Here is a 20,015-nt window from a genome sequence, read left to right as displayed (position 1 = left end):
GTGTCGAGCGGATCGGCGGGCGCCGCGGCCGCATCCTGCGGCTCGGTGACGCCGGTTGCCACCGTCGCGCTCGGCGCGGCTGCCGCAGCCGGTTCCGCGGCCGCGACTGGCGGTGCGAGATAGCGCTGGGCGAGCGTTTCGTAGAGCGGCGGCGCGAAAAAGCGCGACACGCGGCTCGACACCAACGCGGTAGCCATCAGCGAAATCACGAGCGCGTGACCGTTGATCATCTCCATCACGATCACGAACGACGTGATCGGCGACTGCGTGACGGCCGCCATGTAGCCGACCATCGCGAGCGCGATCAGCATCGGCAGGCTCATGTTGCTGAACACGATGTGCAGCAGGTTGCCGAACCCGGCGCCGATCGACAGCGACGGCGCGAAGATCCCGCCCGGGATGCCCGGCAGGTACGACGCGACCATCGAAATCATCTTCAGGAACGGATAGAACACCGACAGATGCTGACTGCCGTCGAGCAGGCCGCGCGCCTCGGCGTAGCCGCTGCCGAAGGTCGTGCCGCCCGATATAAGGCCGACGGCGGCGATCGTGAAGCCGCACAGCGCGGCGAACGTGATCGGCCGCTCGCGATACAGGCCCAGCAGCCGCTCGGGCAGCCAGCGTCCCGTGTTGAGCAGCAGCCAGCAGAACAGGCCGCCGGCGATCCCCGTGACGATCGCGGTGACCAGCACGGCGAGCGCCAGCAGTTTCGGGAAATGGGGGCCGGCATCGATCGTGCCGAAATACGTGTAGTTGCCGTTCAGGCCGAGCGCGACGACGCCGGCGAGGATGATCGCGGTGATCAGCACGCCGCTGGCGCGCGCGGAGAAGCTGCGCGTCAGCTCCTCGATCGCGAACACGATCCCGGCGAGTGGGGTATTGAATGCGGCCGACAGCCCGGCCGCCGCGCCGGCGAGCACCAGCTGGCGTTCGATCTGCGCGTTCGAGCGCGGGTAGAAGCGTCGCAGGTTGAACATCAGTGCCGCGCCGACCTGCACGGTCGGCCCTTCGCGGCCGATCGTGAAGCCACCCAGGATGCCGAGGAACGACACCAGCACCTTGCCGAACAGGATGCGCAGCGTCAGCAGCCGGGAGCCGAACGCGCTCGGGCGCGCATGCAGCGTCGCGATCACCTGCGGGATACCGCTGCCCTCGGCGCCACGGAAGAAGCGGCGCGTGATCCATACCGACACCGCGGCGATGGCCGGCGTGAGCAGCAGCGGCAGCCACGCGGCGTGATCGCGCATCGTGCGGAAGGTTTCGTAGCCCCAGTCGATCAGTCGCGCGTAAAGTACGGCAGTGAGGCCGACGACGATCGCACCGAGCCAGAAAACGCCGTACTGGCGCCAGATCCTCAGCGAACGACGGGTGAGGGCGGGAAACAGGGCGGGAAGGGCGGGGCGTTGCATCGACGCGGGCCGGTAGGCAAAGATCGAATTATAAAAAGAACCGGATGCGGGCGGGGCGCGAGAATGTTCCCGAAAGGAGATGCATTTTGTTGCAAAAGTAATTTTCACGTAATGTTGGCGCATGTAACCATCGTTAGCATGCCAAATTGGCCCGTCTATCCCCACACATCGTGAAACGTATCCTCATCGTGAAAGTGACGTCGCTCGGCGACGTCGTCCAGACGCTACCGGTCGTTGCGGATCTGCATCGCGCCTTTCCCGGCGTAACGGTCGACTGGGCGGTGGACGAATCGTGCGCGGAGGTCGTGCGCTGGCATCCGGGCGTCAGCCATGTCCTTTGCGCGCCGCTGCGCCGCTTCAAGAAGATGCGCAATCGCGGCGACCTGAAGGCGATCACGGCGTCGATCAGCGCGCTGCGGAGGCACCGCTACGATGCGGTGATCGACCTGCATGGCGTCTACAAGAGCGCCATCATTTCGGCGCTCGCGCGCGCCGCACGCCGCGTCGGCTACCAGACGCAGGATCTCGGCGAAACGGGTGCACGCTTCGCGTATTCGCATCGCTTCGGCCCGCGGCCGGACTGCGACGCGTGGCACGGGATGCGCGTGAGCGCCGGCGAGGCGCTCGGCTACACGCCCGAGGGCATCGCCACGTACGGCATCGTCCCGCCGCGGGACGTGAACCTGCCGGCGGCCGTGACCGACGGCGCACCGTTCATGCTGCTGTTCCATGCGACGTCGAACCCCGACAAGAAATGGCCGGCCGACCACTGGGCCGCGCTCGCCACGCAGATGATGGCGCGTGGCGTACGCGTGCTGTTGCCGTGGGGATCGGCTGCGGAGCACGGCGATGCACAGGACATTGCCGCACGCGCGCCGGGTTCGGTCGTGCTGCCCGCGATGACGGTGCGCGAGCTCGGCGCGGCGCTCGGCCGGGCTGCGCTCGTGGTGGGGGTCGATACGGGGTTCGTGCACATGGCGCACGCGCTGCAGCGGCCGACCGTGATGATTTTCGTCGCGACGTCGCGGCACCATTGCGGCATCGGCGGCGCGCCGAATGCACTGTCGATCGGCGAGCCGGGCACGATGCCGTCCGTCGACGAGGCGCTGGATGCGATCGATGCGGTCGCGCCGGCCTACGGCGCGCTGCGCGCGCGGCTGACCGCCTGACGAAGCGACGCGTGCCGGCTCAGGTGGCTCAGGCGAGCAGCGCCTCGACCGTGACGACGGCGGCGATGGCCGCCAGATTCGCCAGCAGCGCTTCGAACACGAGGCCGCGCCACGTCTTCGGCCGGAAGCGCAGTGCGAGCAGGATCGCGCCACCCAGCGCAAGCGCGAGGATCAGGACGAGATCGGCATTGCCGAGGCGGATGTTCATGGCGGCGGCTCCTTCGGGGCGGGATCCCGGGCGCGCGCGGCGGCGCACCCAGGATCGAGTATAGGCAGCGCCGGCCACCGCACAACCCGGGTCGCCCCGGAGTCTCAGACGAGCGATGCGTCGCGCGTTTCGCGCATCAGCAGCACACCAATCAGGCTGATTGCTGCCGCAACCGAAACATAGCCGCCGACCCACGACAGCCCGCCGCGCGCTGCCAGCAGCTGCGCGATATACGGCGCGATCGACGCGCCGAGAATCCCGCCGAGGTTGTACGCGACGCCCGCGCCCGTATAGCGGACGTTGGTCGGGAACAGCTCCGGCAGCAGCGCGCCCATCGGCGCGAACGTCACGCCCATCAGGAACAGCTCGATCGTCAGGAACAGCGCGACCAGCGGCATCGAGCCGCTGCCGAGCAGCGGCTCCATCGCGAAACCCGACAGCAGCGCGGCGATCGCGCCGACGACGAGCACCGGCTTGCGGCCGAAGCGGTCGGATGCCCACGCGGACAGCGGCGTCGCGAGTCCCATGAACACGACCGCGAAACACAGCAGGCCGAGGAAGCTCTGGCGCGGAATATGCAGCGCCGACACGCCGTACGACAGCGAGAACACCGTCGAGATGTAGAACAGCGTGTAGCAGACGACCATGGCGAGCGCACCGAGCAGCGTCGGCCGCCAGTGTTGCGTGATCAGTGTCGCGACCGGCACGCGCACGCGCTCGTTGCGATCGAGCGCGGCCTGGAACGCCGGCGTTTCGGTGATCTTGAGCCGCACGTACAGGCCGAGCGCGACGAGCACCGCACTGACCAGGAACGGGATGCGCCAGCCCCAGCTGCGGAACTGCTCGTCCGACAGCGACAGCGCGAGCGCAAAGAACAGCCCGTTCGACATCAGGAAGCCGACCGACGGCCCGAGTTGCGGGAACATCCCGAACCAGCCGCGCTTGCCCTGCGGCGCGTGCTCGGTCGCGAGCAGCGCGGCGCCGCCCCATTCGCCGCCGAGGCCGATCCCCTGGCCGAAGCGCAGCACGCACAGCAGCACCGGCGCGAGCGCGCCGATCGCGTCGTAGCCGGGCACGAAGCCGATCGCGGTGGTGGACACGCCCATCACGAGCAGCGACGCGACGAGCGTCGACTTGCGGCCGATGCGGTCGCCGAAGTGCCCGAACAGGAACGAGCCGATCGGGCGCGCGATGAACGCGATGCCGAACGTGACGAACGCGGACAGCGCCTGTGCGGTCGCGGAGCCGTGCGGGAAGAACACGGGGCCGATGACCAGCGCGGCGGCCGTTGCGTACACGTAGAAATCGTAGAACTCGATCGCGGTGCCGATGAAGCTCGCGAACACGATGCGCCGGTGGCTGACGGCGCCGGCCGAACCGGTTGCGTGTGCAACGGTCGGGGGGGATGCGGACATGGATGTCTCCGTTTTGTCGTTGGGGCGGTCGGCTGAGCGTGCGGTCGGGCAGGCGGACGCCTGCCGGGGGCAGCCGAGCGGATGATGCGGTGGCGGCGTGGACGCGCGCCGTGGCGCGGACGTCACCCGCCGGTCGACGATGGAGACGGGTACGTCGCCGCCGCCCGGTGCCGGCGTGGTCGGCTCGCATGCCGGGTGGGGCGCGCGAACGCGCGCGCGGCGTGATGGCCGCGCGATTGCGGAAAATTATAGCCAGCGCCGCCGCGCACCGGCAATCGCCGTGCGGCGACCGGTCAGTCGATCGATTGCGCCTGCGCCGACGCGGTGCTTTGCAGCTGGAAGTGGCCGTCGTCGTTGAAGAGCCAGCCTTCCATCATTTCGAGCCGGCCGTTGCCGTCGAGCAGTCGCGACGGTGGTGGCGGCAGCGGCGCCGAGCGGCGCAGCGACGCGAGCGCGAGCGCTTCCGCCTCGCTGTCGCCATTGCTGCGATAGACGGACGCGTTGACGAGCCGGCCGCTGCCATCGACGGTGAAGGCCACGACGACGAGCGAGCGGAGCATGGCCTGCGGCGTGCCGTGCAGCATGCCGGACGGATTGCGTTCGGCGACACGCTGCGCGACTTCGACGCGGTACTGGTCGAGGCTGCCGCTGCGGGTGATCGACGGAATCGTCAGGATCGAGTGCAGCGACGGAGGCGGCGTGATCGTGCACGCCGCGAGCATGGCGACGGCGGCCAGTGCAACTGCACGCAGCCGGTCGACGCGCGAACGGGGAAGGGGGCGCATGGGAGGCTAGCCAGAGGTGACTATAAAAAAATGATAGGCGCACGGACGCGAGCCGATATCGGGAGAAACGCATAACGGACGATGCCGGACGATGCGATTGCTGATGACGAGAACGGCGCGCGCCTGCGCATCGGGATGTGACGCGACATGTGACAGCACGCTCGCGTGGCTGGCGCACGTGTGCATCCCGGCGTGCGTGTTGCAAGGTTGAAAGAAAGGCGAGCAACGCGAGTGATACGCAGGCGCGTGGCGATGATCCGCCAGCGCACAGCGGCTACCGCGGGCAGCACGGCTGCCGATGCCCGCGCGTTCCCCATCGACGCGTGCCGCCCGCCTCAGAAGCCGTGCGTGACGAGTGACAGGATCGACAGGTCTGGGTGCGTGCCGTCGATGATGCTCTTGCCGATATGCACGGCTTCGTGGACGGCTTCATCGAGGCTCGCGAAGCTTTCCTCGCCGTCCGCGTGGAATGGCACCGCGTGACCGGGCAATGCGGGATTCGCGCCCGGATGGCACACGTAGCCGGTGTAGGTGTAGCGCGTGTCGCTGCCGGGCACGGCGGCCGGCACGACATGGACCTCGAAGCCTTCGTAATCGACGTGTTCCGCCGGTGTCGACAGTTCGGTCATGGCGATCTCCGTGTACCGCACGCAGGGGTGGCGCGCGCGGCATCGAGTACGCGGCGGCGGTCGTGTCGCCGTGTTGATCGAATTCTAGGTGATCGAGCGGCGGGCCGGGAGGCTTCCGGCGCGGTGCGACGCGACGACGGGGGCCGCTGCCCGTGTCGCGGCTCAGGCGCCGCGCGAGGCCCGGCGCGAACGCACGTGCCGTTTCGACGGACGGGTTCGCGCGCGACGCGGCATCATTGTTTGCAGCGCGCGTCCTTGCGCTGCACGACGATGATCACCGGGTATTTCTGGCCGTGGTCGAGTTCCACGCGTGCCACGACGGTCAGCGTCGCCGGATCGGAATCGTCGTACACGCTGACTTGGTCGTTCCGGAGGTAGGTCACGCCGGTGCAGTTCGACGTGCGCCCGTCGTCGCCCACCTTGCACTGGAGATCGTTGTCCTTCAGGTAGTTGTAGGGCGACGGGCTCGCGAGGTATTCGCTCAGGCCGCGCGGCGAGCCGCCGACGCCGGTCACGTAGGCGATCGCGCACGACGCCGGCGCGTCGCTGCCGGAGGCGGTGTCGGCCGTCGCCTGCGTGCTGACGGCAACCAGCAGCGCGGCGAGCGACGAGACGATGAAGGGCTTCATGACGTGGGTTTCCCGTTTCGCGAATCGGAGCGCCGGATTGTAACGGCATCCGGCGTGACGCGTCGGGACGTGCGGGAAGGGCGTGTGCGGGCCAGCAAAAAACCCCGTCATTCGATGAATGGACGGGGTTTGGCGAACTTCCTGGCGGAAGCGGTGAGATTCGAACTCACGGACAGTTTCCCGTCGCCGGTTTTCAAGACCGGTGCCTTAAACCGCTCGGCCACGCTTCCACACGAGGCGGCATTGTAACCGAAATGCCGCGAGGTTCATTCCTTCAATCGTCGCGCAGGAACAATTCCTGCAGGTCGTTGAGGAAACGCTGGCCCAGCGGCGTCGGCGCGATCTGCGCGAAATCGCGCGCGATCAGCCCGCGTCGCTCCGCTTCCTGCAGCGCCGGCTCGATCGTGCTCATCGGCAGGCCCGTGCGTTCGGCGAAGCTGTGCACGGGGAAGCCCTCGACGAGCCGCAGCGTGTTCAGCATGAACTCGAACGGCAGGTCGCGCGCGCCGACTTCACGCTCTTCCTGCACGGCCGTGCCGGCCATCGCCTGCTCGATGAAGGTTGCCGGATGCTTGTAGCGTGCCTGCCGCAGGATCCGGTTCGGGAACGACAGCTTCGTGTGTGCGCCCGCACCGATTCCGAGATAGTCGCCGAAACGCCAGTAGTTCAGGTTGTGCTTGCACTGATGATTCGGCTTCGCATACGCGGAGACTTCGTAGTGTCCGTAACCGGCCTCGGCCGTGCGCGCGTGAATCCATTCCTGCATGTCGGCCGACGCGTCGTCGTCGGGCACGACCGGCGGGAACTTCGCGAACAGCGTATTCGGCTCGAGCGTCAGGTGATACAGCGACAGATGCGGCGGCGCGTACGACAGCGCGGTCTCGATGTCGGTGCGGCATTCGTCGAGCGTCTGGTTCGGCAGCGCGAACATCAGGTCGAGGTTGAAGTTGTCGAAGTTCTTCGCGGCGATCTCGACAGCGGCGCGTGCCTGCGTGGTGTCGTGAATCCGGCCGAGCGCCTTCAGGTGCGTCTCGTTGAAGCTCTGGATGCCGACCGACAGGCGATTCACGCCGCTCGCGCGGAACTGCGCGAACTTCGCGGCCTCGAACGTGCCCGGATTGGCCTCGAGCGTGATCTCGGCATCGGCGTCGAGCGGCAGCAGCGCGCGCACGTCGGACAGCATCCGGTCGAGGCCGGCCGCCGACAGCAGGCTCGGCGTGCCGCCGCCGATGAATATCGTATGCACCTGCCGGCCCCACACGAGCGGCAGCGCCTGCTCGAGATCGGCGCGCAGCGCGTCGAGATACTCGGTTTCCGGAAACCGCTCGCCCTTCCACTCGTGCGAGTTGAAATCGCAGTACGGGCACTTGCGCACGCACCACGGGAAATGCACGTACAGCGCGAGCGGCGGCAGCGACGTGAGCCGCACCTGGCCGGGCGACGTGAAGGTCGCGACGACGCGCGCGCCGGTTTCCGCGGCCTGGCTCATGCAACCTCCGTCGGCGAACGGGTATCGGGCGTGCTCATGCTTCCTCCGCGAGCCGCGCCAGCAGCGCCTTCAGCGCCAGCGCGCGATGGCTGTGCGTGTTCTTCACGGCCGGCTCGAGTTCGGCGGCCGTCGCGCCGAGCGACGGCAGGTAGAAATACGGGTCGTAGCCGAATCCGTGCTCGCCGCGCGGCGTGTCGACGATCTCGCCCGACCAGCGCCCTTCGGCGAACAGCGGTTCGGGGTCGTCCGCATGGCGCACGAGCGCGAGCACGCAGCAGTAGTATGCGCGCCGGTCGTCGACGCCGCGCAACTGCTCGACGAGATACGCGTTGTTCGCCGCGTCGCCCTTGTCGCGGCCCGCGCGCTGCGCGTAGCGCGCCGAATAGACGCCCGGCGCGCCGCGCAGCACGCGCACGCACAGGCCCGAATCGTCGGCGATCGCCGGCAGCCCGGTGAGCCGCGACGCGTGGCGCGCTTTCGTCAGCGCATTCTCGATGAAGGTGCCGAACGGTTCTTCCGCCTCGGGCACCGCGAGGTCGCCCTGCGGGACGATCTCGATGCCGACCGTCGAGAACAGCGCGGTGAATTCGCGCAGCTTGCCGGCGTTGTTCGACGCGAGAACGATGCGCGACAGCGGCGCGATGGTGTGGTCGTCCGGCATGTCAGGCGCCCAGCACGTCTTTCTGGAGCTGCACGAGCTCGGCGATCCCGCCTTGCGCGAGGTCGAGCAGCGCGTTCATCTCGGCGCGGGAGAACGGCACGCCTTCGGCCGTGCCCTGGACTTCGACGAAGCCGCCGGCGCCGGTCATCACGACGTTCATGTCGGTGTCGCACTGCGAATCTTCCGCGTAATCGAGGTCGAGCACGGGCGCGCCTTCGTACACGCCGACCGAGATCGCGGCGACGTGGTCGGTGATCGGCGAGCGCGTGATCTTGCCGGCCGCGATCAGCTTCGACACGGCGTCGTGTGCGGCGACGAACGCGCCGGTGATGCTCGCCGTGCGCGTGCCGCCGTCGGCCTGGATCACGTCGCAGTCGATGTGGATCGTGCGCGGGCCGAGCGCCTCGAGGTCGAACACCGCGCGCAGCGCGCGGCCGATCAGGCGCTGAATTTCCTGCGTGCGGCCGGTCTGCTTGCCGCGGGCGGCTTCGCGGTCGCTGCGCGTGTGCGTCGCGCGCGGCAGCATCCCGTATTCGGCGGTCAGCCAGCCTTGCCCGCGGTCGCGCAGGAAGTCGGGGACGCGTTCGGAGACGCTCGCGGTGCAGAGCACCTTGGTGTCGCCGAATTCGACCAGCACCGAGCCTTCGGCATGTTTCGTGTAGTGGCGCGTAAGGGCGACCTTGCGCAGTGCGTCGGCGCGGCGGCCGCTCGGGCGGGAAACGGAGGACGTCATGTGGGAGTCGCGGAACGAGAGGAAACCCCGATTTTAGCGCCGAACGGCGGGCGTGCCCGGCGGGGTGGTCCGCAAAAATGGGATAATGCGCGCTTCCCGCCCCGCGCTTTACGATGCGCCGGGCGCCTCGACATATCCCCGCCCGCGAGGGCACCCAGACGGCGAGACGAACCATGATCTACAGCATGACGGGCTACGCGAGCGCGACGCGCGAACTCGCGACGGCCACCGGCAACGGCGGCACCAGCGTGTCGGTCGAACTGCGCACCGTGAACTCGCGCTTCCTCGACCTGAATTTCCGGATGCCGGACGACGTGCGCGCGTGCGAACCCGCGCTGCGCGAAATGCTGATGAACAAGCTGTCGCGCGGCAAGGTCGACATCCGCATCAACCTGCAGCGCGGCGAGCAGAGCATCGGCGCGGGCGCGCTGAACCAGTCCGCGCTCGGCCAGCTCGCCGAGCTCGAACGCTCGGTGCTCGACTCGTTCCCGGGTGTCGGCCGCCTGCGCGCGGGCGAGATCCTGCGCTGGCCGGGCGTGATCGCCGAGAGCGGCGTGTCGGCTGACGCGATCCGCGAGGCGGTGCTCGCGTGCGGCAAGGAAGCGATCGGCGAGCTGGTCGTCGTGCGCTCGCGCGAAGGCGCACAGCTGGCGACGATGCTGCTGTCGAACGTCACGGAGATGGAAGCGATCGTCGCGCGCATCACGCCGCTCGTGCCGGAGCTGATCGCGAAGCACCAGCAGAAGATCGTCGAACGGCTGCAGGAGGCGCTCGGCATCGCGGCGCCCGAAGGCAGCTCGACGATCGTCACGCGCGAGGAAGCCGCGGAGCGCATTCGTCAGGAAGTGACGATGTACGGAATCCGGATCGACATCGCGGAAGAACTGTCGCGGCTCACTGCGCACCTGAACGAAACGCGTCACGTGATCGAGAAGGGCGGCCGCGTCGGCAAGCGTCTCGACTTCATGATGCAGGAGCTGAATCGAGAAGCAAACACGCTCGGCTCGAAGGCGGCGGCGAAGGAACTCGCCGACGCATCGATGGCGCTCAAGCTGTTGATCGAGCAGATGCGCGAGCAAGTGCAAAACCTGGAGTAAAGCAACATGACCCAATCCACCCACGACGGCCACGCCGCGCATTCGCTGCACGGCGGCGTCTATCCCGGCAACCTGTTCATGGTCGTCGCGCCGTCGGGCGCCGGCAAGTCGACGCTCGTGAATGCGCTGCTGTCGAAGGACAGCGACATCTGCCTGTCGATCTCGTATACGACGCGCAAACCGCGCCCGGGCGAGCAGGACGGCCAGCACTATCACTTCACGACGGTCGAGGATTTCCGCACGCGTCACGCGGCGCACGAATTCCTCGAGAGCGCGGAAGTGCACGGCAACTACTACGGCACGTCGCGCGTCTGGATCGAAGAGCAGATGAAGAACGGCCACGACGTGCTGCTCGAAATCGACTGGCAGGGCGCGCTGCAGGTGAAGAAGCAGTTCCGCAACGCGGTCGGCATCTTCATCCTGCCGCCGTCGCTCGACGCGCTAGAAGAGCGCCTGAAGAAGCGCGGCCAGGACGAACCGAAAGTGATCACGCGCCGCCTGCTGGCCGCCGGCAGCGAGATCGCGCACGCGCCCGAAGCGGAATACGTGGTGATCAACGAGAATTTCGAGCGTGCGCTCGCGGAGCTCGAATGCATCGTCGCGGCCACGCGCCTGCGCTTTGCTTCGCAGTACGCGCGACACACGGAGCTGTTCATCGAGCTCGGCATCCATCTGCCCCACGCGGAATGACGCGGGGGACGAGGGACATAAGGTAGAATAAGGACTATATTCAGAAGGAATTACCAACATGGCTCGCATTACCGTCGAAGACTGCCTGAAGCAAATCCCGAACCGCTTCGAACTGGCGCTCGCCGCCACCTATCGCGCGCGGCAGCTCGCGCAAGGCCATACGCCGAAGATCGAAAGCCGCGACAAGCCGACCGTCGTCGCGCTGCGCGAAATCGCTGCCGGCCAGGTCGGCGTCGAGATGCTGAAGAAGGTGCCGGTGTAACGCGCATCCGGCCCGTTCCAGCCATGTAATCCACGCGCGCAACGACTCGACCTGGAGGCGAATATGAGCACCACCCCATCGTCCGCCTCCGCGGATTCGACCACCGAAGCCACGGCCCAGTCGCCTGCGCGCCAGTACATCGACGCGGTCCTCGAACAGTCCTTCCGGCATCTGTTCGGGCCGACCGCCACACCGGAGCAGCCTCGTAAGCACGGCGTCGTTTCGATCGCGAAACTGACGGCCGCGCTTGCCGAGTATCTTCCTCCGGAAGAAATCAAAGAGGTCAAGGCGGCGTTCCACTTCAGCGACGAAGCCCACCTCGGTCAATATCGCCAGAGCGGCGAGCCCTACATCACCCATCCTGTCGCCGTCGCGGAAATCTGCGCCGGCTGGAAGCTCGACGCGCAGGCCGTCATGGCAGCGCTGCTGCACGACGTGATGGAAGATCAGGGCGTGACCAAGAGCGAGCTGGCCGAACGGTTCGGCCCGAAGGTCGCCGAACTGGTCGACGGCCTGTCGAAGCTCGACAAGATGGAGTTCCGCAGCCGCGAGGAAGCGCAGGCGGAAAACTTCCGCAAGATGCTGCTCGCGATGGCACGCGACGTGCGCGTCATTCTCGTCAAGCTCGCCGACCGCCTGCACAACATGCGCACGCTCGGCGCGGTGCCGATGGAAAAGCGCCGCCGCGTCGCGCGGGAAACGCTCGACATCTACGCGCCGATCGCGCACCGCCTCGGGTTGAACAACACGTATCGCGAGCTGCAGGACATGAGCTTCGCGAACTTCAACCCGCATCGCTACGCGACGCTCGAGAAGGCCGTGAAGGCCGCGCGCGGCAATCGCCGCGAAGTGATCAGCAAGATCCTCGAGGCCGCGCAGCGCGCGATGGCCGACGCGAAGATCGACGCCGAGATCACCGGCCGCGAAAAGACCATTTACAGCGTGTACCGCAAGATGCGCGACAAGCAGCTGTCGTTCTCGCAGGTGCTCGACGTGTACGGCTTTCGCGTCGTCGTCGACAGCCCACTCGACTGCTACACGTGCATCGGCGCGCTGCACGCGCTGTACAAGCCCGTGCCCGGCAAGTTCAAGGACTACATCGCGATCCCGAAGATCAACGGCTATCAGTCGCTGCACACGACGCTCGTCGGCCCGTTCGGCGCGCCGATCGAGTTCCAGGTGCGCACGCGCAAGATGCACGAGATCGCCGAGGCGGGAGTCGCAGCGCACTGGCTGTACAAGAACGGTAGCGCGGATCTCAGCGACGTGCAGAAGCGCGCGCACCAGTGGCTGAAGTCGCTGCTCGACATCCAGAGCGAAGCCGGCGATTCGAGCGAATTCCTCGAGCACGTGAAGATCGACCTGTTCCCGGATGCGGTCTACGTGTTCACGCCGAAGTCGAAGATCATGGCGCTGCCGCGCGGCGCGACCGCACTCGATTTCGCGTATTCGATCCACAGCGATCTCGGTAACCAGTGCGTGGCCGTGAAGATCAACAACGAGCTGCTGCCACTGCGCACCGAGCTGAAGAGCGGCGACATCGTCGAGGTGATCACCGCGCCGTATTCGAAGCCGAACCCTGCATGGCTCGGCTTCGTGCGTACCGGCAAGGCGCGCTCGGCGATCCGGCACTACCTGAAGACGATGCGCCTGAACGAGTCGGTGCAGCTTGGCGAGCGGCTGGTCGACCAGAGCCTGAAGGGCTACGGTCTTGCGCTGGCCGATGTCGAGCCGGAAGTGTGGGAGAAGCTCGTGCAGTGGACGGGCAACAAGAGCCGTCAGGAAATCTTCGCGGACATCGGCCTCGGCCGTCGCGTGGCCGCGGTGATGGCCAAGCGCATCGAGGTGCTGATGAGCGGCCGCGATGCGGACGACGATCTGCCGAAGTCCGAGCGGCATCCCGCGCACCATGCGCCGCCGGTCGTGATTACCGGCACCGAAGGGATGTCCGTGCAGTTGTCCGCGTGCTGCCGGCCGATTCCGGGCGACGCGATCATGGGCTATATCGGCATTGGTCTGGGGATGGCGATTCATACGACCGATTGCCGCGTGGCGCAGCGTATTCATCGCCGCGATCCGGGCCGCTGGATCGATGTCGAATGGGCGCCGCAGCCGGGCCGCCTGTTCGATGTCGCCGTGAAGGCGCTCGTGAAGAACACGAAGGGCATCTTTGCGCGCGTGGCGGCGGATATCACGTCGGCCGATGCGAACATCGTGCACATCGCGATGGACGAGGATCTGACGCACGAATCGACGGTGCTGCGCTTCGTGATCCAGGTCAGCGATCGCGTGCATCTCGCGAACGTGATGCGGCGCGTGCGCACCAATCCGGATGTGATGCGGATCATGCGCGAGCGTTCGACCGACGATGGCGCGCATGCGCGCCACGACGGTGGCATGCGCATCGAGCGCGAGCGGCAGGATTATTGACGCTACGCCCGCGCGGGCGATCGATCGACGGCGGCCAATGGCCGCCGTTTTCATTTGTGCTGTAGGGGAGGCGAACGTGCGGCGTGGCCGACGTTCTTCCGAAAGGCGGCGCCAAGCAACCGTACGTTGCCGTGCCGTGAGCAACGGAAGGGGAGACGGAAAGAAAAAGGGCTTTCCCGGAGGAAAGCCCTTTTAAGGTGGCGCGGCTGGCAGGATTCGAACCCACGACCCCTTGGTTCGTAGCCAAGTACTCTATCCAACTGAGCTACAGCCGCACGCAGAAGCGGAAGTATAGCAGGGTTGTATAAAAAGGGAAGCCTTAATCGCAAATTAGGTGCATGGCCTTGCCGGGGCGCCCTTCGTGTACCCTTGGAGCATCAGTCATCCATGTTGAACCCGCATCATGAACAAGGCGTTTGTCAAAGAGTCGGACGGCGACGACGACGATCTGGACCAGGCCCAGCCGGCGATTCCGGCGGGCTCGAAGAACTACATCACACCGGCTGGTCACAAGCGGCTGAGGGACGAACTGCTGAACCTGATCGACGTCGAGCGTCCCGAGGTCGTGCGGCTCGTGTCCTGGGCCGCGTCGAACGGCGACCGGTCGGAGAACGGCGACTATATCTACGGCAAGCGGCGGCTTCGCGAGATCGATCGCCGCATCCGCTTCCTGACGAAGCGGCTCGATCTGGCCGAAGTCGTCGATGCGAGCCGGCAGGAGAACGTCGACCAGGTGTTTTTCGGTGCAACGGTCGATTACGAGACGCCGGACGGCGAGGATCACACGATCACGATCGTCGGGATCGACGAGGTCGATCTCGATCACGGTTGTGTCAGCTGGATTTCGCCGGTCGCGCGGGCGCTGATCAAGGCGAAGATCGGCGATACCGTCATGCTGATGACGCCGGCCGGCCCGCAGCCGATCGACGTGCTCGACGTCCGTTACCCGGCGTCGGGCAACGCCTGAGCGGCGCTCAACGCAGCCCGGCAAAGAAAAAGCGCCCCGATGGGGCGCTTCGTCATCCGGCGTGCGGACGATGTGCCTGTTGCTCAGAAGCGGTGGCGCATGCCGGCCGTGACCGCGATCTGCTTGTTGGTCGATGACGCGGCGCCCAGCCCGTTGATGTTGGCGCCGAGATCGAGGCCGTCGTTGTTGACCTTCTGGAACTCGCCCTGCAGGTAGACGTCGGTGCGCTTCGACAGCGCATAGTCGGCTTGCAGGTTGAACTGGTGCCAGGTCGGCTTGTCGCCGGCCAGGCGGCCCTGCGTGTACGTGTAGGAGCCGGCGAGCGACAGCGCCGGCGTCAGCGCGTAGCGTCCGTTGAGTTCGTAGTTGCTGAAGCGCGCGGTTCCGCCGAGGCCCGTGATGCCGCCGGACACGCCGGACTGCGCCGCGCTGATCGCGCGGATGCCGGTCAGGCGCGTCTGGGTGAACACGAAGCCGACCGTGGCCGGGCCGAACCCGTAATTCAGGCCGGCGCCCCAGGTGCGCTGCACGCGCGACGCGAAGGTCCAGTCGCCGGTCACGGCGCCGGGATCGGACGCGGCCTGCGCGAGCGCGTTCACGTCGCTGTTCAACTGCAAGTACGCCGCGGCGAAGTTGAAGCCCAGGTAGCTGTACGACACGCCGCCGCTATAGGCGCGGTTGTTCGCGAAAGCCGTCGAGTTCGAGAACCCGTACAACGCACCGAACTTGAGGCCGCCGTAGTTCGCGCTCTGATACTTGACCGAGTTGTTGATCCGGAACGAATTGTTCAGGTTGTCGTTGTCGAACGGGTGGGCAAACTGCGTGCCGCCGTACTGGGTGCCCGTCAGCGACAACGGCCCGAGATAGTCGACGACGCTGTCGTACTGCCGGCCCAGCGTCAGCGAACCGTAGCTGTCATGGGCGAGGCCGACAAACGCTTGCCGGCCGAATTCGCGGCCGTTCTGCTTCAGCGCGCCGTTATTGATGCCGAAGCCATTTTCCAGCGTGAAGATCGCTTTCAGCCCGCCGCCGAGATCTTCGGTGCCGCGCAAGCCCCAGCGGCTGCCGTTGACCGAACCGCTCGTTTCCTGCCAGGCGCTATGGCCGCCCTGATTGTTCGTGTAGGTGATGCCTGCGTCGATCAGGCCATAGAGCGTCACACTGCTTTGGGCATGAGCTGCCGTAACGAATACTCCCGACAACGCGGCGGCGATCAGGGTTTTTTTCATGGATCTGTCTCCAAACAGGATGATGTCGATCGAACCTGCTGCGGACTGGCATGTTTTGCTTGACGCTGCGGCCGGTCCGGCAGAGCGGCGGTGCGCTTATCAAAAAGCCATCTGCAGTGTACGGAGGGCGTGGAGCGGGGGAGGGATGCGCTTTAAGCAATAATATATTTTGGAATCCGCAAAGATAGGTAATGCGGTGCAAACGATTACCCACCAAGGGTTTGCCGCGGTGCAGCGAAGAAAAATGGCGATCAGGACTCCGTAGCGGGCGTTGCGCGATCGCGACAGGCAGTCAGCAGCAGGCGGGGATGGTCCTAATCCGATTATTGACACATCGGCAATAGAGGTTTGTGTGGAGCATGGCTAATGAAAGGTTGTTCTCTCGCTATACTGCGATCTCTGCTTTCCGAAGCAGACTTTTTCGTTGACGGAAAAGATCTCCAAACCTTTGTCGGCGCGACTTCCCAGTCGCGCTTTTTTTTGCCCCGTCGGTCCGCGGGCTATTGCGCGAACGAGCGCCGCTTGCGCTTGGCCGCAGGCGCGGCCTCCTTGGCTTCGTTGGGCGGTGGCGTGTATGTCCAGTCTTCCATCACGTAGTGACGGGCATCGAGCGGCGATGAGAGCAGGTTCTGCCAGTGATCGCCGTGCCAGGTCGTATCGAATTCGGTGTCGCACGGCGCTTCGCGCGAGGACGCGGACTCGGCCAGGGCGCGGGACTTGCGGCGTACGCGTCCGAGCCGGCTCGCGAAGCGCTTGATTCCGTCCAGCCACATGACCTTCTCCTTCCTTCCGACGTTAGGTGAGCATCGCAATGTCCCCGGATTTCCGCAACCCGGAAAAAACCCGAGGATTTTACCGACCCGATTTGTCCCCGGTAGGAATTTCATGGATGAAAATATCGGGACTCTGATCCCGGTAATATTGACAGGTTTTTGATGCGAATCAATTAATCAAATGCGGCGGTGTACCGATTCCAATGGCATTAGCTCTTTTTTGATAAAACGATCGTCAAAAATTTCCTTGACGCACCCGGATTGTCCAATTTATAAAGTCAGCACTCCGTCCTCGGGCGGCGTGCTGGTGCGGGTGCTGGCGCAATGTTTCGGGATTTCGGGAAACGGCTATAAAAATAGCTTTTTTGATCTAATCGAGTGGGGAACGAAGACATGGATACCGGTATCGTGAAATGGTTTAACGATGCTAAAGGTTTTGGTTTTATTACGTCGGACAATGGTGGTGAAGATTTGTTTGCACACTTTTCCGAAATCAAGATGGACGGCTTCAAGACGCTGAAGGAAAACCAGCGTGTTTCGTTCGACGTGAAAGTCGGGCCGAAAGGCAAGCAGGCAGCGAATATCCAGGCGGTCTGACGCGCCACGCATTGCCGATCACGTCCGGCCCCCGCATGGCGGGGGCTTTTCGTTTTTCGGGGACGAAGCATCCCGGTTCGGGCTGGCCGCGAATGGGGATGCCGGTGCATACTCACGGAAGCACCGTTTCCCAGTCTTTTCATGTCTGATTACCCCAGTCCGTCCGATCCCGCCAGCGAACAGCCGCTCGTCTTCGTCGACCTTGAAACCACTGGCGGCTCGCCCGCCGAACACCGCATCACCGAAATCGGCGTCGTCGAAATCGGCCCGCTCGGCGTATCGACGTGGACGACGCTCGTCAATCCGGGGCAGCCGATTCCGCCGTTCATCCAGCAACTGACGGGTATTTCGGACGAGATGGTGCGCGATGCGCCGTCGTTTGCGTCGCTGGCGCCGGCGTTGTTCGAGCGGCTCGACGGCAAGCTTTTCGTCGCGCACAACGCGAGCTTCGACCGCGGCTTCCTGCGGGCCGAGTTCGAGCGCGCCGGCTTCGCGTTCAATCCCGATGTGCTGTGTACGGTGCGGCTGTCGCGCGCGCTGTTCCCGCGTGAAACGCGGCACGGGCTCGACGCGTTGATCGAGCGGCACGGCCTCGTGCCGGCTGCGCGCCACCGGGCGCTGGCGGATGCCGACCTGCTATGGCAGTTCTGGCGCCTGTTGCACGACATCGTGCCGCTCGAGCGGCTGCGCGACCAGATCGCGCGCACGACGCGCCACTTCCGTCTGGGCGGCGACCTGACCGAAGCCTGGCTCGATACCGCGCCGGCCGGGTGCGGCGCGTACGCGCTGTTCGGGGAGGAGGACGCGCCGCTGTATGTCGGTCGCAGCGTGCGGGTGCGGCAGCGGCTGCGTGCGTTGCTGACGGGGGAGCGCCGTTCGTCGAAGGAAATGCGGCTTGCGCAGCAGGTAAGGCGGGTCGAATGGCGCGAGACCGGTAACGAGCTGGGGGCGATGCTCGCCGAAGCGCAATGGATCGCCCGGCTGCGGCCGTCGTACAACCGGCGTCCCGTAGCCGACGCCCGTGCCAGCGGTGCGCCCTGGCCATTCGAAGGCGCGGTCGCGTTCGAGGCGAGCGGAGAGCGCCGCCTGTTTCATGTGATCGATGGCTGGCGCTATCTCGGCGCGGCGGAATCGCTCGACGCGGCCGCGCGGCTCGCGGCCGACGGGACGGACGGTGCGTTCGAACCCTTCACCCACCGCCTGCTGCAGACGCACCTCGCGCGCGGCCTGCAACTCATTCCGCTCGCCGCGCTCACGCCTGAGGGGCAGGCGGGCTAATCAGGCGCGGTCGCGCGACCCGCGCCCGTTGTCGTCAGCCGATCGCGCTTGCGCCGCCGGCCGAGCAGACGTGCGACAGCGCGGTGTCGAGTGCCTGTGTTTGCGTGGAGTCGTAGCGCGTGAGCGTCTTCCAGTTGGCGATGCTGCGCGCGAGCCGCGCCTGGCAATCAGGCGCATCGCGCAGCGGTGCAACCTGCGCGAGCCCCGCGAGCAATTTCTGCGTCAGCCGGTCGAGCGCCGGGCGCGTGCTGGTCGCGAGATCGGGCGGCGTGCCTTCCGGCGGCCGCGTCGCGCGCCAGGTCGCGAACAGCGCGTTCTGCACATCCTTGCTCGCGGTGATCTGATCCTCGAAGAACGTCCGTGCGAACGCGGGATCGACGCCGGCCTGTGCCGCGCGCTTCTCGACCGATACGAGCAGCTCCGCTTCACGCGGCCGGTCCTCGATTGCCTTGTGATTCGCCCATTTCCAGCGAGCGACCGGTTCGGCAAGCGTGAGGCGTTGCGACGCGAGTGCGACGATGTTGGTGAGGGCGGTGTCGTCGCCGTCTGCATTGGCGATGCGCGGGGACGAAAAGAGGGCGACGCCGAGCGCGGCGACAGCGAGGCTGGCACGAATGGCTTGCTTCATCGGAACGATCAGGAGAGCCGGGCGGGCCGGAGGTGGAAAACCAGAAGGATAGACGAAGACAGTCGCGCGGCGTAGCGCAGCGACCGGAGAATCAGCAGGCGAGCTGATCCGGCACCGTCAGGCTGTTGCGGCCCGGGTGCGAGGCGAATTGCGCGCGATGCGCAGAGATGAACCGCACGATAGCGATGATCGACACGTGGCGGTTACAGAACCGAACAGGCGTTCACTTCGGCGAGTACAGCTTGTGCTGCTCGTCGAAGAATGCCCGCACGTGGTCGGGCAATTCGGCGAGGAATTCCACGCCGACGGGTTCCGGATCCGGGCTCATCACTTGCTCCGGCGGTGGCATGCGAGTTGGTCTTTCGTCCATGGTCATTTCTCCAGCAGGTTCGATGATTATCAACCTCGCGCTTGGATTTATGCCAGTGGCGAATCGTTAGATTTTGTCTCTGTTGTATTAACGGCACATGCCCTCTGGCGCGCGCTCCGATGCCGACTCTTGCCTTGTGCGGAATCGGCAACAATCGGGCCGCTTGTTATACTTGCGCGCACTTTTTCTGGACCGCAATGAAACGAACGACGCGATGGATCGGCCTCGTATGGCTGGCGCTGGTACTGAACGTACTGTCGCCCGTCATCGGCTATGCGCGTCTTGCATCGAGCGGCTCCGGCGAGCTCACGCTCGAGTTGTGCAGTGCAGCGGGCGCCCGCCAGGTCGTGCTCGCGCAGGCGGGCGGCGAGCACGACACGTCGTCGTTCGACCATGCCGGCGTGCCGCACTGCGTGTACTGTCCCGGCTTCGCGGCGAACGTGGCGCTCGGGTCGAGCCAGCCCGCGCTGCCGGGCTTCGTGCGGACGTTCGCCTATCGCGCGGCCCCGCCGGCCATTCCCGAATTGCCCCGCAAGGGCATCCGTCTCGCGCAGCCTCGCGCCCCGG

General features: G+C 65.9%; 22 protein-coding genes and 2 tRNA genes. 9 read left to right on the top strand and 15 right to left on the bottom strand.

Annotated elements, in window-relative coordinates; genetic code table 11:
• Positions 1–1,409: chloride channel protein (locus tag G3O00_RS27430; protein ID WP_206144887.1), on the bottom strand; the 1,409-nt coding region annotated here is incomplete at its 3' end.
• A 170-nt stretch (positions 1,410–1,579) separates the two neighbouring features.
• Here G3O00_RS27430 and waaC point away from each other — a divergent pair.
• Positions 1,580–2,578 (top strand): lipopolysaccharide heptosyltransferase I, encoded by a 999-nt coding sequence (waaC, locus tag G3O00_RS27425; RefSeq protein WP_206144886.1) that lies wholly within the window; start codon positions 1,580–1,582, stop codon positions 2,576–2,578.
• A gap of 28 nt (positions 2,579–2,606) precedes the next feature.
• On the opposite strand, the gene G3O00_RS27420 is transcribed toward waaC, so the two are convergent.
• The 9 genes from G3O00_RS27420 to rph form a co-directional block, all read right to left on the bottom strand.
• Positions 2,607–2,786, bottom strand: coding sequence for a hypothetical protein (locus G3O00_RS27420; RefSeq protein ID WP_011351270.1), 180 nt, complete (start codon positions 2,784–2,786; stop codon positions 2,607–2,609).
• A gap of 104 nt (positions 2,787–2,890) precedes the next feature.
• The gene (locus tag G3O00_RS27415) at positions 2,891–4,201 is read right to left on the bottom strand and encodes an MFS transporter (RefSeq protein WP_174931162.1); all 1,311 of its coding nucleotides are present in this window, start codon (positions 4,199–4,201) and stop codon (positions 2,891–2,893) included.
• A gap of 293 nt (positions 4,202–4,494) precedes the next feature.
• On the bottom strand, positions 4,495–4,986 hold the full coding sequence (locus tag G3O00_RS27410) for an energy transducer TonB (RefSeq protein ID WP_206144885.1): 492 nt from the start codon (positions 4,984–4,986) through the stop codon (positions 4,495–4,497).
• Between the two features lie 335 nt (positions 4,987–5,321).
• Complete coding sequence (locus tag G3O00_RS27405) at positions 5,322–5,615, bottom strand: hypothetical protein (protein WP_174951036.1); 294 nt, start codon at positions 5,613–5,615, stop codon at positions 5,322–5,324.
• Between the two features lie 233 nt (positions 5,616–5,848).
• Positions 5,849–6,244, bottom strand: coding sequence for a hypothetical protein (locus tag G3O00_RS27400; protein WP_206144884.1), 396 nt, complete (start codon positions 6,242–6,244; stop codon positions 5,849–5,851).
• 142 nt (positions 6,245–6,386) lie between these two features.
• A tRNA-Ser gene (locus G3O00_RS27395) sits at positions 6,387–6,474 on the bottom strand.
• A gap of 44 nt (positions 6,475–6,518) precedes the next feature.
• The gene (hemW, locus tag G3O00_RS27390) at positions 6,519–7,733 is read right to left on the bottom strand and encodes a radical SAM family heme chaperone HemW (RefSeq protein WP_206144883.1); all 1,215 of its coding nucleotides are present in this window, start codon (positions 7,731–7,733) and stop codon (positions 6,519–6,521) included.
• Positions 7,734–7,767: 34 nt separating this feature from the next.
• Positions 7,768–8,394, bottom strand: coding sequence for an RdgB/HAM1 family non-canonical purine NTP pyrophosphatase (rdgB, locus tag G3O00_RS27385; protein ID WP_011351281.1), 627 nt, complete (start codon positions 8,392–8,394; stop codon positions 7,768–7,770).
• Position 8,395: 1 nt separating this feature from the next.
• Positions 8,396–9,127 (bottom strand): ribonuclease PH, encoded by a 732-nt coding sequence (gene rph / locus G3O00_RS27380; protein WP_011351282.1) that lies wholly within the window; start codon positions 9,125–9,127, stop codon positions 8,396–8,398.
• 173 nt (positions 9,128–9,300) lie between these two features.
• Between rph and G3O00_RS27375 the strand changes: the two genes are divergently transcribed.
• The 4 genes from G3O00_RS27375 to G3O00_RS27360 all read left to right on the top strand — a co-directional run bounded on the left by G3O00_RS27375 (position 9,301) and on the right by G3O00_RS27360 (position 13,606).
• Positions 9,301–10,224 carry a YicC/YloC family endoribonuclease gene (locus G3O00_RS27375; protein ID WP_011351283.1) on the top strand — a complete coding sequence of 308 codons (924 nt, stop codon included), beginning with the start codon at positions 9,301–9,303 and terminating at the stop codon, positions 10,222–10,224.
• Between the two features lie 6 nt (positions 10,225–10,230).
• Positions 10,231–10,914, top strand: a complete 684-nt coding sequence (gene gmk, locus G3O00_RS27370) for a guanylate kinase (RefSeq protein ID WP_011351284.1) — start codon at positions 10,231–10,233, stop codon at positions 10,912–10,914.
• A 58-nt stretch (positions 10,915–10,972) separates the two neighbouring features.
• Entirely contained in the window at positions 10,973–11,176 is a 204-nt protein-coding gene (gene rpoZ / locus G3O00_RS27365) for a DNA-directed RNA polymerase subunit omega (RefSeq protein ID WP_006025620.1), read from the top strand.
• A 63-nt stretch (positions 11,177–11,239) separates the two neighbouring features.
• Complete coding sequence (locus G3O00_RS27360) at positions 11,240–13,606, top strand: bifunctional (p)ppGpp synthetase/guanosine-3',5'-bis(diphosphate) 3'-pyrophosphohydrolase (protein ID WP_174931166.1); 2,367 nt, start codon at positions 11,240–11,242, stop codon at positions 13,604–13,606.
• A 198-nt stretch (positions 13,607–13,804) separates the two neighbouring features.
• Here G3O00_RS27360 and G3O00_RS27355 read toward each other — a convergent pair.
• Positions 13,805–13,881 (bottom strand) — tRNA-Arg (locus G3O00_RS27355).
• A 128-nt stretch (positions 13,882–14,009) separates the two neighbouring features.
• On the opposite strand from G3O00_RS27355, the gene greB reads away from it, so the two are divergent.
• Entirely contained in the window at positions 14,010–14,573 is a 564-nt protein-coding gene (gene greB / locus G3O00_RS27350) for a transcription elongation factor GreB (RefSeq protein ID WP_011351286.1), read from the top strand.
• Positions 14,574–14,656: 83 nt separating this feature from the next.
• On the opposite strand, the gene G3O00_RS27345 is transcribed toward greB, so the two are convergent.
• On the bottom strand, positions 14,657–15,802 hold the full coding sequence (locus tag G3O00_RS27345) for a porin (RefSeq protein WP_206144882.1): 1,146 nt from the start codon (positions 15,800–15,802) through the stop codon (positions 14,657–14,659).
• Positions 15,803–16,302: 500 nt separating this feature from the next.
• Entirely contained in the window at positions 16,303–16,575 is a 273-nt protein-coding gene (locus G3O00_RS27340) for a hypothetical protein (protein ID WP_011351288.1), read from the bottom strand.
• 393 nt (positions 16,576–16,968) lie between these two features.
• Here G3O00_RS27340 and G3O00_RS27335 point away from each other — a divergent pair, with 393 nt between their 5' ends.
• Positions 16,969–17,172, top strand: a complete 204-nt coding sequence (locus G3O00_RS27335; protein WP_011351289.1) for a cold-shock protein — start codon at positions 16,969–16,971, stop codon at positions 17,170–17,172.
• A gap of 141 nt (positions 17,173–17,313) precedes the next feature.
• Positions 17,314–18,450, top strand: a complete 1,137-nt coding sequence (locus tag G3O00_RS27330) for an exonuclease domain-containing protein (RefSeq protein WP_206144881.1) — start codon at positions 17,314–17,316, stop codon at positions 18,448–18,450.
• A gap of 34 nt (positions 18,451–18,484) precedes the next feature.
• On the opposite strand, the gene G3O00_RS27325 is transcribed toward G3O00_RS27330, so the two are convergent.
• Positions 18,485–19,078 (bottom strand): chorismate mutase, encoded by a 594-nt coding sequence (locus G3O00_RS27325; protein ID WP_206144880.1) that lies wholly within the window; start codon positions 19,076–19,078, stop codon positions 18,485–18,487.
• A 223-nt stretch (positions 19,079–19,301) separates the two neighbouring features.
• Entirely contained in the window at positions 19,302–19,406 is a 105-nt protein-coding gene (locus tag G3O00_RS27320; protein WP_162269111.1) for a chorismate mutase, read from the bottom strand.
• Positions 19,407–19,645: 239 nt separating this feature from the next.
• Between G3O00_RS27320 and G3O00_RS27315 the strand changes: the two genes are divergently transcribed.
• Positions 19,646–20,015: DUF2946 domain-containing protein (locus tag G3O00_RS27315; protein ID WP_206144879.1), on the top strand; the 370-nt coding region annotated here is incomplete at its 3' end.

This window comes from Burkholderia sp. Ac-20384 (assembly GCF_017104605.1).
In the GTDB taxonomy this organism is placed as follows: Bacteria; Pseudomonadota; Gammaproteobacteria; order Burkholderiales; family Burkholderiaceae; genus Burkholderia; species Burkholderia lata.
This window is presented reverse-complemented; position numbering and strand designations above follow the sequence as displayed.